The following is a 20,551-nucleotide window of genomic DNA, read 5'->3' on the forward strand; positions in this document are numbered from 1 at the left end:
ACCATCTACAAGAATTTTTCCTGCTCCTTGAACAAAGATAACTGCGACGCAGGAAGAACCCTGGCCGAGACTGAGTGCAAAGAGCAGGAAAAATTCTTGTAGATGGTTGGATCGAAATTCAACATATCGTGTAGAGATTCTCAGTGACACAAGCAGCACAGTGGCGCCACCTTAACCCTTTTTGCCGAACGTGCCAATGCTTCTTGCGAAGGTTTCTCTGTTTTAAGGATCGGCGGTGCGACAGTTCGTCGCCAGAACCCTTATTTTCAGCGTGTTCGGCGAGAATTGCAGCGCGCACTTTGAACCCGGCGGCGCGCCCGGTAAGATGCCGGACAGAATTTTTCCACCTCGCTATTCAGGACACCCGCCATGAGCATCAAATCGGACAAGTGGATTCGCCGCATGGCGCAGGAACACGGCATGATCGAACCGTTCGTCGAACGCCAGATGCGCGGCAGCGACGACAGCCGGGTGATCTCCTACGGTGTGTCGAGCTACGGCTACGATGTGCGTTGCACCAGCCACTTCAAGGTGTTCACCAACATCAATTCCGCCATCGTCGACCCGAAAAACTTCGACGCTGGCAGCTTCGTCGATATCCACAGCGATGTCTGCATCATTCCACCGAACTCCTTCGCCCTGGCCAGCACGGTCGAATACTTCCGCATTCCGCGCAACGTATTGACCATCTGCTTGGGTAAAAGCACCTACGCGCGCTGCGGCATCATCGTCAACGTCACGCCGCTTGAGCCGGAGTGGGAGGGCCACGTGACGTTGGAGTTTTCCAACACCACTAACCTGCCGGCAAAAATCTACGCCAACGAAGGCGTGGCGCAGATGCTGTTCCTTGAGTCCGACGAGGAATGTGAAGTGTCCTATAAGGACCGCGGCGGCAAGTATCAGGGCCAGCGTGGCGTCACTCTGCCGCGTACCTGATCGTCCATCCGGCGGATGTCGGGAATTCTTTGGCGGGCAGACACTCTATGGGGTGTACTGCCCGTTTTTGTTTCTGGCAAAACGGGCCTTCGCTGAGGAGTGTTCCATGAAGATCGATCCGCATATCACTGCCGAACTGGCAAGGCTTGAGCCCAATCAGGTTGGCGTTTTAGCCTGGTCCTTGTTGGCACACCCGACTCTGAGCATGGCGGGCGGAATTCCCGGTCAGCCCGATCCTGATACCCCCAACGAACAACCGACCGAGCCGGGTGAGCCGACGCTTCCCGACGAGCCACCTCCGGCGCCAGTTGCCTGACTCACATGCGGTGGCCAGTCATTTGAAGTCCACGAAGGCTTCAACTGACGGGCCATATTTCGTTATCGCCGATGACAAATATCCTGCAGTTGTCATCTCGTTTGATCGGATAACCGCCGGTGAACGCGCCGAACGCCGGCATCAAACTGACGCGTTCGCCCACGCTGAAACACGCCAAACGCAAACTCTGCCGGCCCTTGCCATGTAGCCGATAAACCGGGTGCACATGACCGGCCAGCACATGTCTTTCGTGATGAGGAATCGGTTCATGCTGCAAGGCAAACGGCCCGAGTAGCATCGGTTCTGCAACCACTCTGATGTTAAGCGCCGCTGGTGGATCGCCCGCACGTTTGTCGTGATTGCCACGGATCAGCGTCATCGGCAGATCAGCGTGGCGTGCTCGCCATTGCGCCAGCGCGTTCAATGTGCCGGGCGAATGAGAGCCCGGACCATGAAGGAAATCACCCAGAAAAATGAGTTGCCGACAGGGATGCTGGCTCAGCAGTCGATCGAGCATCGCGATATTGCTCGCCGTCGTGCCCTGCGGAACGGGCTGCCCGAGGCTGCGATAGGCGGCAGCCTTGCCAAAATGGACATCGGCGATGAGCAGCGCCTGTTGTGCCGGCCAATACAGGGCTTTTTCCGGCAATAGCCAGAGTTCTTCACCGGCCAGATGCACAGGGTAGAGCGTACTCATCAGCGTTTGCCCGTGTCGGTAGATTGCTCCAGGTCGCCGACCATCCGTCTGATACGGTCAGCGAGTTTTTCCGAACTCATGCGCTCGCGCATACGTTCCACCAATAGGGGAAACCCCAGGGGCGTAGGGCGTTTAATCCGGTGCATGTCCAGTTTCATTCCTTGGAGGCGCTCCAGCGTCTGTTCCAGCCTGCGAATATCCAGTTCCTCACGTAGGACTTCTTCCCCGGCTTGCGCCAGCAGCAGGTTGTCGGCGTCATATTGTTTGAACACTTCGAAGAATAATCCGCTGGAGGCTTGCACTTGGCGGGTACTTTTCGGTGCGCCTGGATAACCGGCGAACACCAGTCCGGCGATCCGGGCGATTTCCCGAAAGCGCCGCAAGGCCAGTTCTCCGGCGTTGAGACTGGCCAGAACGTCGGCTAACAGATGATCGCAATTGAATAACTCGACGTTCAGGTGTTCTGCCCAATCGATCGGCGTAGCGCTGAGCAATTCCAGCCCGTAGTCATTGACGGCAATCGAGAATGTCAGCGGCTGACGCTGACTGACGCGCCAGGCGAGCAGGCTTGCAAGCCCCAGATGCACTTGTCTTCCGGCGAACGGGTAGAGAAACAGGTGCCAGCCTTCACGGGATTTCAGCGCTTCGGTCAGCAGATGGCGGGTCGTGGGCAAGCCAGAGGCGCGCGCCTGCGTTTCCAGCAGGGGGCGCAGTGCCTGCATCTCCGGGCCGGCAAACTCACCTTGCGCGGCGGCGCTCAAGCGCGTCACCACCGCTTGCGCCAGTTCACTGGAAAGCGGCATGCGTCCGCCGTTCCAGCGTGGTACGGCGGCTTTTTTAGCGGCGCTGCGTTTGACGTAAGCGGTCATGTTTTCCACGCGCACCAGTTCCAGCAAGCGTCCGGCGAACAGAAAACCATCACCCGGTTTAAGGCGGGCAATGAAGCCTTCTTCGACGCTGCCCAATGGCTTGCCACCGCCGCCCTTGCTCCAGAACTTCAACTGAATGCTCGCGTCGCTGACGATGGTGCCGATGCTCATGCGGTGCCGCCGCGCCAGTCGCGCATCGGGCACGCGCCAGACGCCATGCTCATCCGGTTCGACCCGGCGGTAATCCGGATAAGCCGTCAGAGACATGCCTCCATGGCGTACGAAAGCCAGCGCCCAGGCCCATTCGACGGGTGTGAGGTCGCGATAAGCCCAAGCGCCACGGACTTCTTCGTACAACGCTTCGGGTATAAATCCGCCCCCCAGTGCCATGCTGACCACATGCTGCACCAGCACATCCAGCGGTTGATGCGGCGACCATCGCGGTTCAATTTGTCTTTGTTCCACGGCATCGCGAGCGGCGGCGGCCTCGATCAGTTCAAGGCTGTGCGTCGGCACCAGCGTTACCCGTGAAGTGCGCCCCGGTGCGTGGCCAGATCGCCCGGCGCGCTGCATCAGACGTGCCACGCCCTTGGCTGAGCCGATTTGCAGCACGCGCTCTACCGGCAGGAAGTCCACGCCCAGATCCAGGCTTGACGTACACACCACGGCTTTGAGTTGCCCGTCCTTCAGCGCCTGCTCAACCCAATCGCGTGTGTCGCGGGACAGCGAACTATGGTGCAAAGCGATCAACCCGGCCCAGTCCGGGCGCGCCTCAAGCAACGCCTGATACCAGATTTCCGACTGCGCCCGGGTGTTGGTGAACACCAGGCTGCTGGCGCAGGCATCGAGTTCGGCGACCACCTGCGGCAGCATCTTCAGACCGATATGCCCCGCCCATGGAAAACGTTCGATGGTCGGGGGGAGGAGGGTGTCGACTGTCAGGGATTTTTCGCCCTGGCCCTGAATACTCACGCCACCGCGCTGTGGGATCAGCACTTGTCCTGCGTGGGATTGATTACCCAGCGTGGCGGAGACGCCCCAGACGATCAGGTCGGCTTGCCAGTGGCGCAGGCGGGCGAGGGCCAATTGCAATTGCACGCCGCGTTTGTTACCGAGTAGTTCGTGCCATTCATCGACAACCACCATACGCAGGGTTGAGAGCGCAGTTTGTGCGTCAGCGCGGGCGAGCAGCAGCGTCAGACTCTCCGGCGTGGTGATCAGCGTGGTGGGCAGGCGTCGACTCTGACGGGCACGTTCGCTGCTGGCGGTGTCGCCTGTGCGCAGGCCGATGCTCCAGGGAATGTGTAAATCATCGACAGGCATTTGCAAGGCGCGCGCGGTGTCGGCGGCGAGGGCGCGCATCGGCGTGATCCACAGCACGGTCAGCGGTTCGGCCAGCGGTTTGCGTTTGCGCGATGTTTCGACGGTTGGCGCGGATCTGGCGAAACGATTGAGTGCCGCAAACCACACGGCATAGGTTTTACCGGCGCCGGTGCTGGCATGGAGCAAACCGGATTCGCCGTTTTTGACAGCGGCCCACACCTGTTTCTGGAACGCGAAGGGCTTCCAGTTTCGGGCGCTGAACCAGGTTTTTGCGAGGTCGGGGGATTTCGCCATGCGGGCTGCGCGCACTCTGGAGGGGTTATTCCAGTGACCGCGGTGCCCGCTAACAAGTTTAATTTCGTCAGTAGATGAATACCCTTGTGGCAGCGAGCCGGCTCGCGAAGACGTCGTCACATTCAACATCATCGTTGACTGACAGTTCGCTTTCGCGAGCAGGCTCGCTCCCACCGGTTTTATGTGTGCAGGTTATTTGAGGTTGCCGCTGAGGAATTGTTGGAGGCGCTCGCTTTTCGGATTGCCCAGCACGTCTTCAGGCGCGCCTTCCTCTTCGACCAGTCCTTGGTGCAAAAACAGGACCTGACTGGAGACTTTGCGGGCGAAGCTCATTTCGTGGGTCACCATGATCATGGTCCGGCCTTCTTCAGCCAGCCCCTGAATCACCTTCAGTACCTCGCCCACCAACTCCGGATCCAGCGCCGAAGTCGGTTCATCGAACAGCATGACTTCCGGCTCCATCGCCAGCGCGCGGGCAATCGCCACACGCTGTTGCTGGCCGCCCGACAGAAACGCCGGGTACTGATCCGCCACCCGCGCTGGCAGGCCGACCTTGTCCAGATAACGTCGGGCACGGTCTTCGGCTTCCTGTTTGCTGCAGCCCAGCACCCGGCGCGGGGCCATGGTGATGTTTTCCAGCACGGTCATGTGGCTCCACAGGTTGAAATGCTGGAACACCATCGCCAGGCGCGTGCGCAGGCGTTGCAGTTCATCGGCATCAGCCACATGCATGCCATGGTGGTCGGTGACCATGCGAATCGCTTGGTCGTCGAGACTCATCGCGACTTGATTGGGTTGTTCGAGAAAATTGATACAGCGCAAAAAGGTACTTTTGCCCGAGCCGCTGGCGCCGATCAGGCTGATCACGTCGCCAGTCTTGGCCTTGAGCGAAACACCTTTGAGCACCTGATGGTCGCCATAGCTTTTGTGCAGGTTTTCAACGGTCAGTTTGTACATGGGACAGACATCCTCAAGGCGAAAGTAGGTAGCCGCTGCGATAGGCTTCGGCGCCCGCGACGTGGGCGATCACCATGCCGGCGGTGGCCATGCGCCGCAGTGAGCGGGCGTACATCAGGCCGGCAGTGGTGCAATGAATGGGGGTGATCCGGTCGTTGATCGGGTCAATGATTTCGGCGATCTGCTGGCCGGCCTCCAGGTATTGCCCTGCGGTGGCGCAATACACCAACAGGCCGCCGACTGGCGTGGTCACTGGTTCCACCCCGGCCAGTGGCGTGGCGGGGAACGGCAGTGGCGGCTGCGGCTTGGTTTCGCCAACGATCGCATCGAACTGCACCAGATAATCGAGCAGCGCCTGGCAGTCGCGGCTGGCCATCGGGTGATTGACATCGCCCTGGCCGCGCAACTCCACAGTCACCGAGAAACTGCCCAGCGGAATCTCGAAGTGTTCGCCGAAACGTTCTTTGAGTTGCCACCAGAGCAGGGTGAAGCATTCATCGAACGACTGACCGCCGGAATCGGTGGCCAACAGACTGGCCTGGGATTCGATGTAACGCGCCAGAGGCTCGACCTGCGGCCACGCTTCGGGCGTGGTGTAGAGGTGAACCACCGATTCGAAGTCGCAATGCAGGTCGAGCACCATGTCCGCATCGCAAGCCAGTCGTTGCAGGATCAGGCGCTGGGATTGCAGTTGCGTGCTGGCGGTCTGGCGGGCGAGGGCGCTGCGCAGGCTGGCGCGGATCAGCTCGAGGTTGCGCTGCGGGTCGTCGCTCAGCCTGGCCTCGATGTCGTTGCCGATTTCTTCGCTCAGGTCGACGAACCAGCGGTTGAAGTTCTGCCCGCTCTCCAGTTCGTAGCGGCCCAGCGGCACGTCCATCAGCACTTGTTCGAGGCCAACCGGGTTGGCCACCGGCACCAGCACGATTTCGCTGCGCAGGCGCCCGGCGGCTTCGAGCTCCTTCAGGCGCTGCTTGAGGTGCCAGGCCACGAGCATCCCAGGCAGTTCGTCGGCGTGCAGCGAAGACTGGATGTAGACCTTGCCTTTGGCCTGCTCCGGGCCGAAGTGAAAACTGTGAATCTGTCGTGCGGTCCCCGGCAGCGGGGCCAGCAAGTCATGTATCTGGTGGCGCATTTGAGCTAAGTCCTAGTGGGTCGGCCCGAGGAAGGCCAGCCATCGGCGTTCGGCGAGGCGGAACAGGCCGACCAGCGCGAAAGTAATGGTCAGGTAGATCAGCGCGGCGATGCCGAACGACTGAAACGTCAGGAAGGTCGCCGAGTTGGCGTCCCGGGCCACTTTCAAAATGTCAGGGACGGTCGCGGTGAAGGCCACGGTGGTCGAGTGCAGCATCAGGATCACTTCGTTGCTGTAATAAGGCAACGAGCGGCGTAGCGCCGAGGGCATGATCACGTAGGCATACAGCTTCCACCCTGTCAGACCGTAAGCTTTGGCCGCTTCGACTTCGCCGTGGTTCATGCTGCGAATCGCCCCGGCGAAAATCTCCGTGGTGTAGGCACAAGTGTTCAGGGCAAAGGCTAGAATCGTGCAGTTCATCGCATCGCGAAAGAAGCTGTCGAGAATGGGCTGCGCGCGTACGGCGGCCAGGCTGTAGATGCCGGTGTAGCAAATCAGCAACTGGATATACAGCGGCGTGCCCCGGAACAGGTAGGTGTAGAACTGCACTGGCCAGCGGATGTAGAAGTGCGTGGAGACCCGAGCGATCGACAGCGGAATGGATGCGAAGAATCCGATGAAGATCGAGGCGCTGAGCAGCCACATCGTCATCGCCAGCCCGGTGATGTTGTTGCCGTCGGTATAAAGGAAGGGTTTCCAGTATTGCTGTAGAAGTTCGATCATCGTACGGCCTCCCGGGAGCCGGCGGCATACCGGCGTTCGAGCCAGCGCAGGATGAAGTTCGAGGCGCTGGTGATCAGCAGATAGATCAACGCGGCGAGTACCAGAAAGTAGAACAGTTGATAGGTGCTTTTGCCGGCGTCCTGCGCGGCTTTGACCAAATCGGCCAAGCCGATGATCGACACCAGCGCGGTGGCCTTGAGCATCACCATCCAGTTGTTGCCGATCCCGGGGAGGGCGAAGCGCATCATCTGCGGGAACACCACCAGGCGAAAACGCTGGCCGCGTTTGAGGCCATAGGCGGTGGCTGCTTCAACCTGGCCGCGTGGCACCGCGAGGATTGCGCCACGGAAGGTCTCAGTGAAATACGCGCCATAAATGAAGCCCAGGGTCAGGACCCCGGCGCTGAACGGGTCAATCTCGATGTAGTCCCATTCCAGATAATCGGTGAGCAACGTCAGCCAGGTTTGCAGGCTATAGAAAATCAGCAGCATCAGCACCAGGTCGGGCACCCCGCGAATCAGCGTGGTGTAGATCTGGGCGGGCAGACGCACCAGTTTGACTTTTGACAGCTTGGCACTGGCGCCGATCAGGCCGAGCAACACGGCCACCAGCAGCGACATCGCCGATAATTTGATGGTCATCCAGGTGCCTTCCAACAGCAAAGGACCGAAGCCTTTGAGGCTGAAGGCAGAGAGCCCCAGATTTTGTAGGAGGGTTTCAAACATAAATCAGCAACCTGAGCGGGTGGAAAAGGCGCCCATCGAGTGATGGGCGCCGGGGTGTTATTTGCCGCTGTACAGATTCAGATCGCCAAAGTGTTTCTTCTGGATGGTGGCGTAGGTGCCATCATCGTGTAACGCTTTGATACCTTTATCCAAAAGTGCCTTCAGCGCAGTGTTACCTTTCTTAATACCGACAGCGGTTTTGGCTGGCAGCAATTCGCTGTCCACTGGCTTGCTGACGTCATAATCGGCGCCCTGTGGCGACTTCAAAAAGCCCAGTTCGGCTTGCAGCATGTCCTGGATGCCGGCGTCGAGACGGCCGGACGTCAGGTCGGAATACACCTGATCCTGGTTCTGATAGGCCTGGGTTTTCACGCCTGCCTTGTCCAGAACGGCTTTGGCATAGGCTTCCTGAATGGTGCCTTGCTCGTAGCCCACGGTTTTGCCCTTCAGGGACGCAACGTCTGCTGTGACGCCAGAACCTTTCTTGAACACATAAGCGGTCGGACCGGAGAACAGTTCGCTGGAGAAGTCGATGACTTTTTCACGGGCCGGGGTCACGGTCATCGACGAGATCACACCGTCGAATTTATTGGCCTTGAGGCCCGGAATCATGCCGTCGAAGTCACTTTCGACCCACTTGCACTTGACCTTCAGTTCGGCGCAGATCGCGTTGCCCAGGTCGATGTCGAAGCCCACCAGGCTGCCGTCGGCCGCTTTCGACTCAAACGGTGCGTACGAAGGGTCAACGCCAAAGCGCAACTCTTTGTATTCCTTGGCCAGCGCGGAGCCGGCGGCCATGCACAACGCCAGTGCAGAAAGGGTCAGCAATGCTTTTTTCATTATTCAATCCCTAAGAACCAATATGAGCGCTTGTGGCGCAGAATTATTGTTACTGGAACGCGTACGACCCATTAAAAGTAGCAATTTCCGAACCACAGTCCCGAACAAGTGTTTTAAAAGGTTGGGGAAGGGAGAGGAGAGAGTGATTGGTGCACAGAAACGGGCGCCGTAAATACCTTGCACCAAATCGGTTCAAATGGCGTCGACGCGCGGCGTGGTACTGATCCAGTCAGGCCAGCAAGTCTTGCAGCGTTGCCAGACTGTCCGCTTCTTCTACGGTTTTGTCCTGGCGCCAGCGCAGCATCCTTGGGAACCGCACCGCAATCCCGCTTTTATGCCGGCGTGACAGGGCGATCCCTTCGAAACCCAGTTCAAATACCAGACTCGGTTTGACGCTGCTGACCGGGCCGAATTTCTCCACGGTGGTCTTGCGTACGATGCTGTCGACTTCGCGCATTTCTGCGTCGGTCAGCCCGGAATAGGCCTTGGCGAACGGCACTAACGCCCGTTGACTCGACTCCGGCGGCCCGTCCCACACGGCAAAGGTGTAATCGCTGTAGAGGCTGGCGCGCCGCCCATGACCGCGCTGCGCATAGATCAACACCGCATCGACACTGAACGGATCGACCTTCCACTTCCACCAAACGCCCATGTCCTTGGTGCGACCGACGCCATACAAGCCGTCGCGTGCCTTGAGCATCATGCCCTCGACGCCTAATCGGCGGGAGGCTTCGCGCTGGCGGGCGAGGTCAGACCAATCGGTGCCGGTCAACACCGGCGAGGCCAGCAACACCGGGCTGTTGCAGCGCGCAATGACCTCTTCCAATTGGGCGCGGCGCTTGGCTTGCGGCTGGTTGCGCCAGTCTTCGCCCTGCCATTCCAAAAGGTCGTAGGCAAGCACCACCACCGGCACCTCTTGGAGAATTTTCCGGTCAAGGGTTTTGCGGCCGATCCGCTGTTGCAGCAGGGCGAACGGTTGCACCGCTGGCGGCTCTGGCGATTGCGGATCGAAGGCGTCTTCAGTGCTCGGATGGGTGCTTTTCCATACCACGATTTCGCCATCGATCACCGTGCCATCGGGCAGGCCGTGTACCAGCGCATCAAGTTCGGGAAAGCGCTCAGTCACCAACTCTTCGCCCCGCGACCAGACCCACAAGCGGCTGTCACGCTTGATCACTTGCGCACGAATGCCGTCCCACTTCCATTCCACTTGCCAATGACTGGCAGGCCCGATCTGCCCCTCAAACGCTTCAACCGGTTGCGACAAAGCATGAGCAAGGAAAAACGGGTACGGCTGACCGCCGCGCTGAGCATGTTCATCGGCAGATTCTGGCGCGATCAATTTCAGATAGCTGGCGGCGTTCGGTCGGTTGGACTGGTCGGTGTAACCGACCAGTCGTTGCGCTATGCGCTTGCTGTCCAGGCCGGCCATTGAGGCCAACGCCCGTGTCACCAATAATTTCGACACGCCGACGCGCAAACTGCCGGTGATCAACTTGATGCACAACATCAGGCTCGGTCGATCCAGTTGCCCCCACAGCGCCGGCAGTTGCCGGGACAGGTAGTCCGGGGTTTCACCGCGCAGCGGCAGCAATTTGTCCTCGATCCATTCAGCGAGTCCGGCATCGGAGCTGTGTGGATTTTCTGGAAGCACCAGCGAAATGGTTTCCGCCAGATCGCCTACCGATTGATAGCTTTCCTCGAACAGCCAGGGTTCCAGGCCGGACACCCCGACCGCGCGTTCACGCAGAATGCGCACCGGGACCAGTTGCCGAGGGCGTCCGCCGGACAGAAAGTACACCGCCCACGCCGCATCTTGCGGTGTTGCCTGGGCGAAGTAGGCTTGCATCGCCGCCAGTTTGGCGTTGCTCGACGTGGTTGCGTCGAGTTGGGCGTACAACTCGGCGAAGGCTTTCATGCAGACGTCTCGGCAATGGTCGGTTCGGCGGTGATGTTTTCTTCTTCGTCATCGCCGTATTCGGTGTTGAAGCCTTGAGCATCCAGACCTTGTTCACGCAGATGGCGCACCAGGACGCCAATCGAGCCGTGGGTAACCATCACCCGTTCGGCGCCGGTCTGATTGATCGCCCAGAGCAGGCCGGGCCAGTCGGCGTGATCGGACAGCACGAAACCGCGATCGACCCCGCGCCGTCGGCGGGTGCCGCGCAGACGCATCCAGCCGCTGGCGAAACCGTCGCTGAATTCACCGAAACGCCGCATCCAACTGCTGCCACCGGCCGAGGGCGGAGCAATGACCAAGGCCTGACGCATGATCGGGTCGTTCTTTTTCAGGTCACCGGCATAGATCGTCGGCGGCAGGTACACGCCAGCGTCGCGGTAAACCCGGTTCAGTGGCTCCACAGCGCCGTGGCTGAGGATCGGGCCGAGTGTTTCATCGATGCCATGGAGAATCCGTTGGGCTTTGCCGAATGAGTAACAAAACAACACGCTGGCTTTGCCGGCGGCGATGTTGGCCGACCACCATTGATTGATCTCGCTGAACACCTGCGCCTGCGGTTGCCAGCGGTAGATCGGCAGGCCGAAGGTCGATTCGGTGATGAACGTGTGGCAGCGCACCGGTTCGAACGGCTGGCAGGTACCGTCCGGCTCGATCTTGTAATCGCCCGACGCGACCCAGACTTCGCCGCCGTATTCCAGGCGTATTTGAGCCGAGCCGAGTACGTGGCCGGCAGGATGAAAGCTCAGGGTGACGCCGTGGTGGGTCAGACGCTGACCGTATTCGAGGGTTTGCAGGTGGATGTCCTGGCCGAGGCGGGCGCGCAGGATGCCTTCGCTGGCGCTGCTGGCCAGGTAATGCTGGTTGCCGGTGCGAGCGTGATCGCCATGGGCATGGGTGATCACCGAGCGTTCGACCGGCCGCCACGGGTCGATGTAAAAATCCCCGGCGGGGCAGTACAAACCTTCAGGGCGGGCAATAACAAGATCCATGTCGTTACCAGAATGGAGGGCTTGTTAGCTATGAGGTTTGGGCGTGGTCAGAAGTTCTATGGATTTTTTAGTGCGTGGGGCACAAAGCCATTGTGGGCTTGCTCGCGAGGGTGTCGTGTCAGTCGAGATATTTCGTACTGACACAGTGCTTTCGCGAGCAAGCCCACTCCCACAGGGGACGGCGTTTTATTTGCCGGGCGTGAGGGTCAAGCGCGTCTTGCCGTAAACCCGCTCAAAGTTCTGCGGTTGCATCGGCAAACCGATGTACTGGCCCTTGAGCCATGCATCAATCCCGTTGAGGTAATTCGGGCTGACCGGATTGCCCGACTGGCCCGTACCGTTTTGCCCCATCAGCGGTTCGGCCTGGCCGAAGTCGACGATAAACCGCATCGACGGCGCACGGGTGGTGCTGAAGTCCTGACCCCAGGTAAACGCCGCCGTGTTCAACGTCGTGTGATCGCCGCCCGCCGCCAGCGGCCCACGAATGGTCTGGCCATTGGCATTCTTCCACGCGTAGCTGTGCAATTTGCCCCACTGCCAAGCCTTGTGATCGCCACCCAACTGACTGTCGCCGGCGGTAATCGCTGCGGCCAGGCTGCGGGCGAGAATCACCGCTTTATCCTCTTTCTGCGCCGTGCGGATGTCATCCCAGAACGGACTGTCCTCGCGTCCCAGCAGATGATCCGCTTGGGCTGCGTAGGATAAGTTTCCATTGGCAATAAACGCTTTCCACGCCGGGCTGGACTCGGGACCGAGTTCGTCGAGGAAGATCTGTTTCATGCTTTCTTGCAGGAACAGTTCGTAGATCGCCGCGTCGGCGGACGTCGGGCTGAGCTTGCCGTCGAACGCCATCAGCCGGCTAAAGGCTTCACGGGCCTTGCCGCGTTCGATTGGCGGCAAGGCGTCGATGGCTTGTTTCAGCGGTTGTTTCATACCCGGTGCTTCGAACACCTTTTTCAGTTTGGCGGCGAACGTGGTGGTCTGGTCGTATTGCATCGCAATCACGCTGCGACTGTCGTGTTTGCCGCTGCCGGCCAGTTCGGCCAAGCGTTCGCCACGCTCCGGCGCGGCCCAGGAGTTGGACAACTGCATGCCGTAACCGTGGGGGATGACACGTTGGTTGGCGGTGCCAAGCCAGCCCTGCGCCGGATCCTGATCGTAGGGATGTAGCATGGGGTCGGCGTAACCGTCCCAATCGTAACGGCCTTCCCAGCCCGGCGATGGCAGCAGGCCTTCGCCTTCACGACGGTTGGGGAAACGCCCGGTGACTTGCCAGCCGATGTTGCTGGCGTCGGCGAACACCAGATTCAGCGCGATCGCGCGGATTTCCCGGCTCGCGTCCGAGGCGCGCTCAACATTTTGCGCACGGCTCAGGTCAAAAAACGCGTCCAGGGATTTGTCGTCGGTAAAACTCGGCGTCTGCAAGGCCAGGCCAAAACCGTTGCCTTGTGCCGCCTGGGCGCTATTGAGCAAGGCGCCGTGACGGGTTTCGTACACCGCTTCGCGAATCGGCCGCTGGCCTTTGACGAAGTAGGTTTCGTTGCGCACGCCCAGCGGCTGCCATTTGCCGTTGACCTCATAGGTCAGGCTACTGCCCTGACGACGGATCTTTTCCAGAAACAGGTCTTGGTTGTCGCCGAGCACGCTGCTCAGGCTCCACGCCACTTTGCCGTTGAAGCCACCGAGGACCATCGGCAAACCGGCGACGGTGACGCCCGCGGCCTGATATTTCGGCGCGCGGATTTGTACAAAGGTCCACAACGACGGCGCAGCCAGCGGCCCATGGCTGTCGCTGGCCAGCAGGCTTTTGCCGCTGCGGCTGCGTTGCGGGGCCATTGCCCAGTTGTTCGAAGAGGTGGCGCCGAGCAGGTTCAGTGCCGATAGCTGCTGGCTGGTGTTACTCAGTTCGGTCAGTCCCGGTATTTGCCCGTTGAGCTTGAGCCCTTTGAGCTTGTCGGCTTCAGCCAGCGGCAGGTTCTCGTCCGGTGCGGAGGGGGTCAGCCAGGCAAGTTTGTCGCTGGTCACGGTTTGCGCCAGGACCAGCGACGAGATCTCTTGCGGCAGGTTGGCCGACTGGCTGAAATTCAGCAGCGCAAAAATCAGCGCCGAATCTTCCGGTTTCCAGTATTCAGGCTTGTAACCGCTGGAGGCGAGATCCCCCGGCAATTTGTCGGCGTAGCGGAACAGGTAGGCGTTGACGCCCCGGGCATAGACTTCGAAGAAGCGCTTGAGCCGTGGCGACGAGGCTTTATACAACTCGCCGGCACTTTTCTTCAGGTTGACGGCGCGCATGTAGCGGTCGGCATCCAGCATCGAGGCGCCGGACATTTCCGCCAGACGGCCCTGAGCCAACAGACGCAGCGTGACCATTTGGTTGATGCGATCGCTGGCATGCACATAGCCGAGGCTGAACAGCGCGTCGTGGAAACTGTTGCTTTCGATCAACGGCATGCCCATGGCATTGCGCCGCACCGAAACGTTCTGCGCCAGACCCTTGAGCGGTTGCACGCCGGAGGTGGGCGGGAGGCTGTCCTGAGCGTTCCAGGTCTGGCAACCGGACAGGCCCAAAACACTGGCCACTGCTGCGGCAACGCCGAACCGGGGAAGAAAATGTGTAAGGGCTGGCGAGGCCATGGCAAAGCTCCTGCGGGGGGTAGCGTCAGTAAAGGCGCTACGTTAGTGAGCAGGAGGATGCCGCGCAAGCGGGGGCGGGGGTTATTTCGAGATTTATGGCGGACGGCAAACCCCGGCATCAGGTCATCCCGTGGCGTTCAATAGCTTGCTTTGAGGAAGGGGGGGATGCTCAAGTGCGCATTATTCTATGAACCGCGTGAGAAAAATCGCCATGGAACTTCAGGCCAACGCCGCACTGATCATCATCGACCAGCAAAAAGGCATCCTGCATCCGCGCTTGGGGCGGCGCAATAATCCTGACGCTGAAGCGCGAATCCTTGATTTGTTGGGCATTTGGCGTAGCAGTGGGCGACCGGTGATTCATGTGCAGCACTTGTCGCGCTCGCCGGAATCAGTGTTCTGGCCCGAGCAGTCCGGAGTGGAGTTTCAGGCAAGGTTTGTGCCGCAGGATGGCGAGTGGCTGATTCAGAAACAGGTCCCGGATGCATTTTGTGGCACGGGGCTTGAGGCGCGGTTGCGTGAAGCGCGGATCGGACAATTGATCATCGTGGGTGTGGCGACCAACAATTCGGTGGAATCGACTGCGCGCTCGGCGGGCAATCTGGGGTTCGAGGCGTGGGTCGCGGAGGATGCGTGTTTCACCTTCGACAAGGTCGATTATTTCGGTACGCCGCGTTCAGCCCAGGAGGTACACGGGATGTCGCTGGGGAATATGGATGGGGAGTATGCGACGGTGGTCAGCTCAGGCCGGATTCTGGCCATCGCCTGAGAGACCTGTGGGAGCTGGCAAGCCCGCTCCCACAAGGATCGCGATGCAAACAAAAATGGCGACTGACGTTGATTAACCTGTAGGCGTGAGCCTGCTCGCGATGGCGAATTTCAGGCAAAGAAGATCTGCGCCTGAGGCATCAAGCGCCGTGGCACTTCTTGAATTTCTTGCCGTTGCCGCATGGGCAAGGGTCGTTGCGTCCGACGTCTTTCAGGGCGTTGCGCACCGGTTCCTGGTGGGCGTGGCCGCAGTTCGGGCCGTGGACATGGCCATGGTCGTGATCGTGGTGATGGTCATGGTCGTGGTTGCAGTCAGGGCCATGGACATGAGGTTGCTGAGTCATCGGTGTTGCTCCGGAATTAAATCGGCGGGGATTATCACGCCATTACGCTCAAGGTGCACGTAGTGGGCGATGAATAAGCCGGTTTCCATGTCGCCCTGCAATCGATAAGGAATCTGCTGGTTCGGCCTTTTCAGCATTTTCACCACCTCTTTGACTTGTGGCCACAAGTTGGTGCGAATCGGCACTTTGTAGAAAGCGCTGCGTTTGGGCCCGACAGTGATCCAGCGTTCATACGCACCCTCGGTCAGCAGCATGTCAGCCAAATGGATGCGGTATTCCAGGCCGCGCACGGTCAAGTCACTGCTGTTGGGGTTGTCGATGCGAAAGTGCAGGATGAATTTCTGCTCAAGCAACTTGGCGCGCACCACTTCGACTTTGACCAGATGCACGGCGGGGTCGACGCTGACATCACTGAACCACGAGGCGCAACCGCCCAGGTTCAGGATCAGCATCAGAGAAAAAACCTGAAATGTGCGCCATTGACTGAGCATCGCGTAAAACTCCCTTTCACCTCAGTCTAGCCGCCGGCGGATTTACGCGCCGAAATACCCCGCGCAGCACTTTTTAAACTTTTGCCCGCTGGCGCATGGGCAACTGTCATTACGGCCCAGCTTCAATTGCACGGTCGGGTCGATGAAGTACCAGCGCCCGGCGTTCTGCACAAACGAGGAGCGCTCGCGGTGACTGTGTTCGCCCTGGCTGTCGTGCCAGCGTGCGGTGAAGGTGACGAAGGCATGTTCCGGCTGGCCGCCGAAGACTTCCGAGTTTTCGACGTCGAGACCCAGCCAGGTGCTTTGTGCGCTCCAGGTGCTGATCGACTGACGATCAAGGCCCGATTGCTGGGCGGGCAGGGTGGTCGCCACCAGATAGTCGATCAGCCCCAGCACATAGGCGCTGTAACGCGAGCGCATCAAGGCTTCGGCGCACGGCGCCGGGAGGCCGGCGTGATAGTGACCGCAGCAGGCATCCAGTAGATTGCCGCTGCCGCAAGGGCAAATAGCTGTACTCATTGTTACCACCAGTATTTCCCGAAGTTTTCCGGATTGGCCCAGAACCGAGAATTAAGCCAATCGGGGACTTGTTTGTAGTCAAGCAGGTCGTAGGTGAACAGGGTCAACACTTGATTGTCACGCTGGAAGCGCTCACTGGCTTGCAGTGCCAGTGAATAGAAATCAGTCTCCTGCCAGCCACTGGCCGACAGATCCGCCAGTACCGCGATGCGGCTGGCGTTGAGGTTGCGAATCCCGCCCAGAAGATTCAGGCCGTCACGCTTGGGCAAATGTTCCAGGCAATCGACCACCAGTGCCAGGTCGAAGCGCTGTGCCGCCAGTTCGGCAGGCAAGGTGCCGGGTTCGGCGTGGGCGACGCAGCAGTCCGGGTGCGCTTGTTTGAAAGCGGCCAGCGCCGGAAACTCGCTGGCGCCGATCAGCAGCAAGCGCGCCGGGGCGTAGCGATCCAGCAAAGCGGCCAACGCCTGCTGCGGCGTGCGGGAAGAAATGGCGACGTTCATCGAGGCTCCTCAATCAGACCGCCAAGACTAGCCTGCCTGACGGCGGCGGCAAAGCGTGGTGTGCCGCCGGTTTGCGGCCAATGCGCCAAAGTCCTGTGAACTCGGTCGCAAACAGCCATGGCCTATTGCTGGCGGAGATTAAAACTCCGGTCTTTACTCCCTGAATCGGTTCTAAGCCGATCCCTCAGGAGAAAACCAGATGAGCATAGTTCGGACAGCGTTACCCTTGATTCTGTTAACCAGTGTGTTGACTGGTTGTGCAGGTTTGCAGAAAACCGACTGGCCGACCTGTGCGGCGGTCGGTGGCGTCGTCGGTGCCGGTCTTGGTGCCACCGAGAGTTCCTCGTGGGCGGGAGGTGGTGCACTGATCGTCGGAGGCATGGCGGCGGCCTATTGCTGGGTTCATGGTGATGGCGATGAGGACGGCGATGGTGTGCCGGACAGTCGCGACAAGTGCCCGGGCACGCCTAAAGGCGTGCAGGTCGATGCTGACGGCTGCCCTCCACCTGCACCGATGCCTATGGTCGAAGAAGCTGTAGTGGTCAAGGAGGAAACCATCGTCATTCGCGATGTTCACTTCCAGTTCGACAAAGCCACGCTCACGGGCTCTGATAAACAAGTGCTCGACAAGGTCGCCACACGTCTGAAGCAGGAGTCCTCTACAGCGCAACTGACTGTGACCGGTCACACCGACAGCGTGGGCAGCGATGCCTACAACCAGAAGTTGTCGGACCGTCGTGCGCACTCGGTGGTGGAATACCTGATCCAGCAAGGTGTGCCGCGTGCCAGCTTCGTTTCGGTGTCCGGTATGGGTGAGATGCAACCTGTAGCCGACAACAAAACCGCTGACGGCCGCGCGCAAAACCGCCGTACCGAAATCAAAATCGTCCGCTAGACCTCTCGCATCCTCGGCTTGTGCAGTCGCGGATGCGGGTCTTTACTCCTGTGTAACCGGTATGGGCCGGTGACACAGGAGCTTTCAAAATGACTGTTTTCTCAAGGTCCGTCTTGCCGGTACTGCTGCTGGGCAGCTTGCTTACCGGTTGCGCTACTCACAGCGATGGCACTGCCCCCCTCAATCAACGTACTTGGCCGATCTGCAGCCTTATTGGCGGGCTGGTCGGTGGCGGTCTAGGCGCCATCGAAAGTGGTGGCTGGGCCGGTGGCGGCGCAGCGCTGGGGATCCTGACCGGCGGATTGATCTGTTATGCCCAGGATGGCGATGAAGACGGCGATGGCGTGTTCGATCGCCGCGACCGTTGCCCCGATACACCGGCCAATACGCCGGTCGATCACCGGGGTTGCCCACTGCCGCAATATCCGGTGACTGAAAAAGTACCGGAGCCTGCGCCTCAGACTGAAGTCATCACCCTGAGCGATGCTGGCGATGTACTGTTCGATTTCGACAAGTCCGATCTGACTCCAGCGGCCAAATCCCAGCTCGATACGCTGATGGATAAACTGCGCAATGCTGATGTGGTGAGCATCAAGGTGATCGGTCATACCGACAGCAAAGGTTCGGATGCCTACAACCAGGCATTGTCGGAACGACGCGCCAGCAGTGTGGCGGCGTACCTGCTGAGTCAGGGCCTGGCCCCGAACAAACTCACCAGTGAGGGGCGTGGCGAGAGCGAGCCTGTGGCCGATAACGCCACCGACGAGGGTCGCGCGAAAAACCGTCGAGTGGAGTTGCACATCAATCGTTAGCATGTCGCTGAAGTCCTCTAGCTAGAGCTGTCGGGCGACGATCTTCGTCGACCCGGCAGCCATTTGGCGGCCAAGCGAGTTTTTTTCATTTAACCCTCTGGCTTATCCCCCGCAGAAGCCGTTACTGTGCGTGCAAAGAATAATTCGCAATACGGGGGAGCGTATGAAAGTGTTTTGGGGGCTGGGGCGGTTATTGACCCTGCTGTTCTGCTGCGTGGTGCTGGTTAATCAGCTCATGCCGTTCGTACATCCGTTGCACCTGCTGGTCAATCTGGCCGGCGGTCTGCTGTTGCTGATCCATGTGCTTGAAGTGCTGCTGTGCAACCGCAGCCTCAAGGGGCGCCCGCACCCTTGGCGCGACCGTGGCCGCATCCTGCTGTTCGGCATCTTTCACCTGCAAACCATCCCGGCCCCGGCCGCTCCGGAGGCTTCTTCCCATGCGTAAACTCTGCCTGCTCGCTGCATTCATCAGTCCTTTGGCCTGTGCCCAAGTGGTCAGCGTCGAAGCCAACTCCCTGATGCGTCTGCCCAACACTGCCAGTACCTTGCAGTTGGACAAACTAGAAGTGGCCGATTACGGCACGCTGCTGATTCCACCGAATGTGACTGAACTCAGCGTGGGTGAATTGCGCCTCGGTCATGACGCACGTATCGCTATCGTCCCGGGTGAACAGGCTTTGGACATGAAAGTCGTTCGCGCTGAACTGAGTGATGGCAGCCAGATCACTGCACGCGGTGCGCCGGGGACTTACGAAAAAGCTGCGCGTGCGGGGCGCAATCTGAATCTGCAATTCAAGGCACTGGATGCGCCGCAACTGTTGGTCGACGCTCGTGGCGGCCGTGGGACACCAGGTTTTGTCGGTCTTGATGGCGGCAACGGTGAAGATCCGGGCTGCACCTGGGGTCAGGCCGGACACGGTGCCGACGGTAGCGATGGCAGCGACGGTCAGCCGGGTGCACCGGGTGGGTTGGTGCGCCTGCAAGTGCCGCGTGAATTCCCGACCGAACTGATCAAAGTCAACGTCGCAGGCGGTGCTGGTGGGCCAGCGGGCGTTGGCGGCAAGGCCGGCAAAGGCGGCAAGTCCAAGGGCTGTCTGGTGTATCGCGCCGATGGCGGCAAGAGTGGCAAGGCCGGGGCGGATGGCCAGGCTGGGCCTGTTGGAGCCGCTGGCTCGGTGACTGTTCAGCGCCTCTAAAGATCAACCCCAGCAGTGATGTGGCGAGGGCGCAAGCACCCTCGCCACAACAGTATCCAGCGCAAATGATGGGTACCGATCAAAGCATAGGTCGCGCCGCCGCAACGGCCACCAGCACCAACCCGACCAGCAGATTAATCCCCACCACCCGGCGAATTCGCCCCAGCACCGCCGCACCTGCCGGCCAGTCCTTGGCCTCAACCGCTTTGCGCAACTCAGGCAGCATCAAGCCCTGAATCCGGATAAACAGCGCCGTCATCACCACATACAACCCGATCATCACCTGCACATATTTCGGTGCGGTCTCAAACCCGACCTGCTGAAGATGCAACATGCCCACGCCGCTGATCGGCAACACGATCACCGCGACCCAGACCCAGCGGAAAAAACCTTGAAACACTTCCACCCACAGCGTCAGCCGATTTGGCCCGTCCAGAGCCTTCACAGCCGCAGGACGCAAGATCATCCAGGCGAAAAACATACCGCCGACCCACACCAGAGCGGACAGGACATGCAGCGGATAAACGAGGCTAAAAGGTGTCATTGGGGCACTCCGTTCTGCGCGGGATTAATTAGCGGGGTATGATAGCCGCCATCTGAAACCACTGAAAATTTATCCAGCGTTTTTTTG

The 20,551-nt window shown here is 59.8% G+C and carries 22 protein-coding genes; 7 read left to right on the top strand and 15 right to left on the bottom strand.

Going from position 1 to position 20,551, the window contains the following annotated elements:
* Nucleotides 1-369: 369 nt before the first annotated feature.
* Nucleotides 370-936 (top strand): dCTP deaminase, encoded by a 567-nt coding sequence (dcd, locus tag ACIOU6_RS20470; RefSeq protein WP_085724551.1) that lies wholly within the window; start codon nucleotides 370-372, stop codon nucleotides 934-936.
* 106 nt (nucleotides 937-1,042) lie between these two features.
* Nucleotides 1,043-1,252, top strand: a complete 210-nt coding sequence (locus ACIOU6_RS20475) for a hypothetical protein (protein WP_221731463.1) — start codon at nucleotides 1,043-1,045, stop codon at nucleotides 1,250-1,252.
* A 40-nt stretch (nucleotides 1,253-1,292) separates the two neighbouring features.
* On the opposite strand, the gene pdeM is transcribed toward ACIOU6_RS20475, so the two are convergent.
* The 10 genes from pdeM to ACIOU6_RS20525 all read right to left on the bottom strand — a co-directional run bounded on the left by pdeM (nucleotide 1,293) and on the right by ACIOU6_RS20525 (nucleotide 14,395).
* Nucleotides 1,293-1,949, bottom strand: coding sequence for a ligase-associated DNA damage response endonuclease PdeM (gene pdeM / locus ACIOU6_RS20480; protein ID WP_401138741.1), 657 nt, complete (start codon nucleotides 1,947-1,949; stop codon nucleotides 1,293-1,295).
* The gene (locus tag ACIOU6_RS20485) at nucleotides 1,949-4,435 is read right to left on the bottom strand and encodes a ligase-associated DNA damage response DEXH box helicase (protein WP_401138742.1); all 2,487 of its coding nucleotides are present in this window, start codon (nucleotides 4,433-4,435) and stop codon (nucleotides 1,949-1,951) included. Before ACIOU6_RS20485 ends, pdeM begins: the two co-directional genes overlap by 1 nt.
* Before the next feature lie 192 nt (nucleotides 4,436-4,627).
* Nucleotides 4,628-5,392 (bottom strand): ABC transporter ATP-binding protein, encoded by a 765-nt coding sequence (locus tag ACIOU6_RS20490; RefSeq protein ID WP_221731460.1) that lies wholly within the window; start codon nucleotides 5,390-5,392, stop codon nucleotides 4,628-4,630.
* A gap of 13 nt (nucleotides 5,393-5,405) precedes the next feature.
* A complete protein-coding gene (locus ACIOU6_RS20495; protein ID WP_221731459.1) occupies nucleotides 5,406-6,524 on the bottom strand; it encodes a succinylglutamate desuccinylase/aspartoacylase family protein in 1,119 nt (372 codons plus the stop codon).
* Nucleotides 6,525-6,536: 12 nt separating this feature from the next.
* Nucleotides 6,537-7,247, bottom strand: a complete 711-nt coding sequence (locus ACIOU6_RS20500) for an ABC transporter permease (RefSeq protein ID WP_221731458.1) — start codon at nucleotides 7,245-7,247, stop codon at nucleotides 6,537-6,539.
* The gene (locus ACIOU6_RS20505; protein ID WP_221731457.1) at nucleotides 7,244-7,972 is read right to left on the bottom strand and encodes an ABC transporter permease; all 729 of its coding nucleotides are present in this window, start codon (nucleotides 7,970-7,972) and stop codon (nucleotides 7,244-7,246) included. Before ACIOU6_RS20505 ends, ACIOU6_RS20500 begins: the two co-directional genes overlap by 4 nt.
* Nucleotides 7,973-8,029: 57 nt before the next feature.
* Nucleotides 8,030-8,812 carry a transporter substrate-binding domain-containing protein gene (locus ACIOU6_RS20510; RefSeq protein ID WP_221731456.1) on the bottom strand — a complete coding sequence of 261 codons (783 nt, stop codon included), beginning with the start codon at nucleotides 8,810-8,812 and terminating at the stop codon, nucleotides 8,030-8,032.
* A gap of 229 nt (nucleotides 8,813-9,041) precedes the next feature.
* Nucleotides 9,042-10,730: an ATP-dependent DNA ligase gene (locus ACIOU6_RS20515; protein WP_401138743.1), complete on the bottom strand. Its 1,689-nt coding sequence runs from the start codon at nucleotides 10,728-10,730 to the stop codon at nucleotides 9,042-9,044.
* The gene (locus ACIOU6_RS20520) at nucleotides 10,727-11,761 is read right to left on the bottom strand and encodes a ligase-associated DNA damage response exonuclease (protein ID WP_221731454.1); all 1,035 of its coding nucleotides are present in this window, start codon (nucleotides 11,759-11,761) and stop codon (nucleotides 10,727-10,729) included. Before ACIOU6_RS20520 ends, ACIOU6_RS20515 begins: the two co-directional genes overlap by 4 nt.
* 186 nt (nucleotides 11,762-11,947) lie before the next feature.
* The gene (locus ACIOU6_RS20525) at nucleotides 11,948-14,395 is read right to left on the bottom strand and encodes a penicillin acylase family protein (RefSeq protein ID WP_401138744.1); all 2,448 of its coding nucleotides are present in this window, start codon (nucleotides 14,393-14,395) and stop codon (nucleotides 11,948-11,950) included.
* 211 nt (nucleotides 14,396-14,606) lie between these two features.
* On the opposite strand from ACIOU6_RS20525, the gene ACIOU6_RS20530 reads away from it, so the two are divergent.
* Nucleotides 14,607-15,164, top strand: a complete 558-nt coding sequence (locus tag ACIOU6_RS20530) for a cysteine hydrolase family protein (protein ID WP_401138759.1) — start codon at nucleotides 14,607-14,609, stop codon at nucleotides 15,162-15,164.
* A 139-nt stretch (nucleotides 15,165-15,303) separates the two neighbouring features.
* Here ACIOU6_RS20530 and ACIOU6_RS20535 read toward each other — a convergent pair whose 3' ends face one another.
* Genes ACIOU6_RS20535 through ACIOU6_RS20550 form a run of 4 tightly spaced genes read right to left on the bottom strand, consistent with a single transcriptional unit; the run spans nucleotide 15,304 to nucleotide 17,017 of the window.
* A complete protein-coding gene (locus ACIOU6_RS20535) occupies nucleotides 15,304-15,507 on the bottom strand; it encodes an SEC-C metal-binding domain-containing protein (protein ID WP_003198420.1) in 204 nt (67 codons plus the stop codon).
* The gene (locus ACIOU6_RS20540; protein ID WP_401138745.1) at nucleotides 15,504-15,998 is read right to left on the bottom strand and encodes an LEA type 2 family protein; all 495 of its coding nucleotides are present in this window, start codon (nucleotides 15,996-15,998) and stop codon (nucleotides 15,504-15,506) included. The genes ACIOU6_RS20535 and ACIOU6_RS20540 overlap by 4 nt, the downstream gene beginning before the upstream one ends.
* A gap of 42 nt (nucleotides 15,999-16,040) precedes the next feature.
* The gene (locus tag ACIOU6_RS20545) at nucleotides 16,041-16,517 is read right to left on the bottom strand and encodes a YchJ family protein (protein ID WP_401138746.1); all 477 of its coding nucleotides are present in this window, start codon (nucleotides 16,515-16,517) and stop codon (nucleotides 16,041-16,043) included.
* Nucleotides 16,518-16,519: 2 nt separating this feature from the next.
* Nucleotides 16,520-17,017 carry a DUF6231 family protein gene (locus ACIOU6_RS20550; protein ID WP_401138747.1) on the bottom strand — a complete coding sequence of 166 codons (498 nt, stop codon included), beginning with the start codon at nucleotides 17,015-17,017 and terminating at the stop codon, nucleotides 16,520-16,522.
* 199 nt (nucleotides 17,018-17,216) lie between these two features.
* Between ACIOU6_RS20550 and ACIOU6_RS20555 the strand changes: the two genes are divergently transcribed.
* From ACIOU6_RS20555 to ACIOU6_RS20570, 4 genes are all read left to right on the top strand, one after another.
* Nucleotides 17,217-17,912, top strand: a complete 696-nt coding sequence (locus ACIOU6_RS20555) for an OmpA family protein (protein ID WP_221731448.1) — start codon at nucleotides 17,217-17,219, stop codon at nucleotides 17,910-17,912.
* 89 nt (nucleotides 17,913-18,001) lie between these two features.
* Nucleotides 18,002-18,724, top strand: coding sequence for an OmpA family protein (locus tag ACIOU6_RS20560; RefSeq protein WP_339430629.1), 723 nt, complete (start codon nucleotides 18,002-18,004; stop codon nucleotides 18,722-18,724).
* A gap of 163 nt (nucleotides 18,725-18,887) precedes the next feature.
* The gene (locus ACIOU6_RS20565) at nucleotides 18,888-19,169 is read left to right on the top strand and encodes a DUF1145 domain-containing protein (RefSeq protein ID WP_221731446.1); all 282 of its coding nucleotides are present in this window, start codon (nucleotides 18,888-18,890) and stop codon (nucleotides 19,167-19,169) included.
* Nucleotides 19,162-19,920: a collagen-like protein gene (locus tag ACIOU6_RS20570; RefSeq protein ID WP_221731445.1), complete on the top strand. Its 759-nt coding sequence runs from the start codon at nucleotides 19,162-19,164 to the stop codon at nucleotides 19,918-19,920. The genes ACIOU6_RS20565 and ACIOU6_RS20570 overlap by 8 nt, the downstream gene beginning before the upstream one ends.
* 79 nt (nucleotides 19,921-19,999) lie before the next feature.
* On the opposite strand, the gene ACIOU6_RS20575 is transcribed toward ACIOU6_RS20570, so the two are convergent.
* Nucleotides 20,000-20,464 carry a CopD family protein gene (locus ACIOU6_RS20575; RefSeq protein WP_401138748.1) on the bottom strand — a complete coding sequence of 155 codons (465 nt, stop codon included), beginning with the start codon at nucleotides 20,462-20,464 and terminating at the stop codon, nucleotides 20,000-20,002.
* Nucleotides 20,465-20,551 lie beyond the last annotated feature (87 nt).

This window comes from Pseudomonas sp. NPDC087615 (genome assembly GCF_044743445.1).
Taxonomy (GTDB): Bacteria; Pseudomonadota; Gammaproteobacteria; order Pseudomonadales; family Pseudomonadaceae; genus Aquipseudomonas; species Aquipseudomonas baetica_A.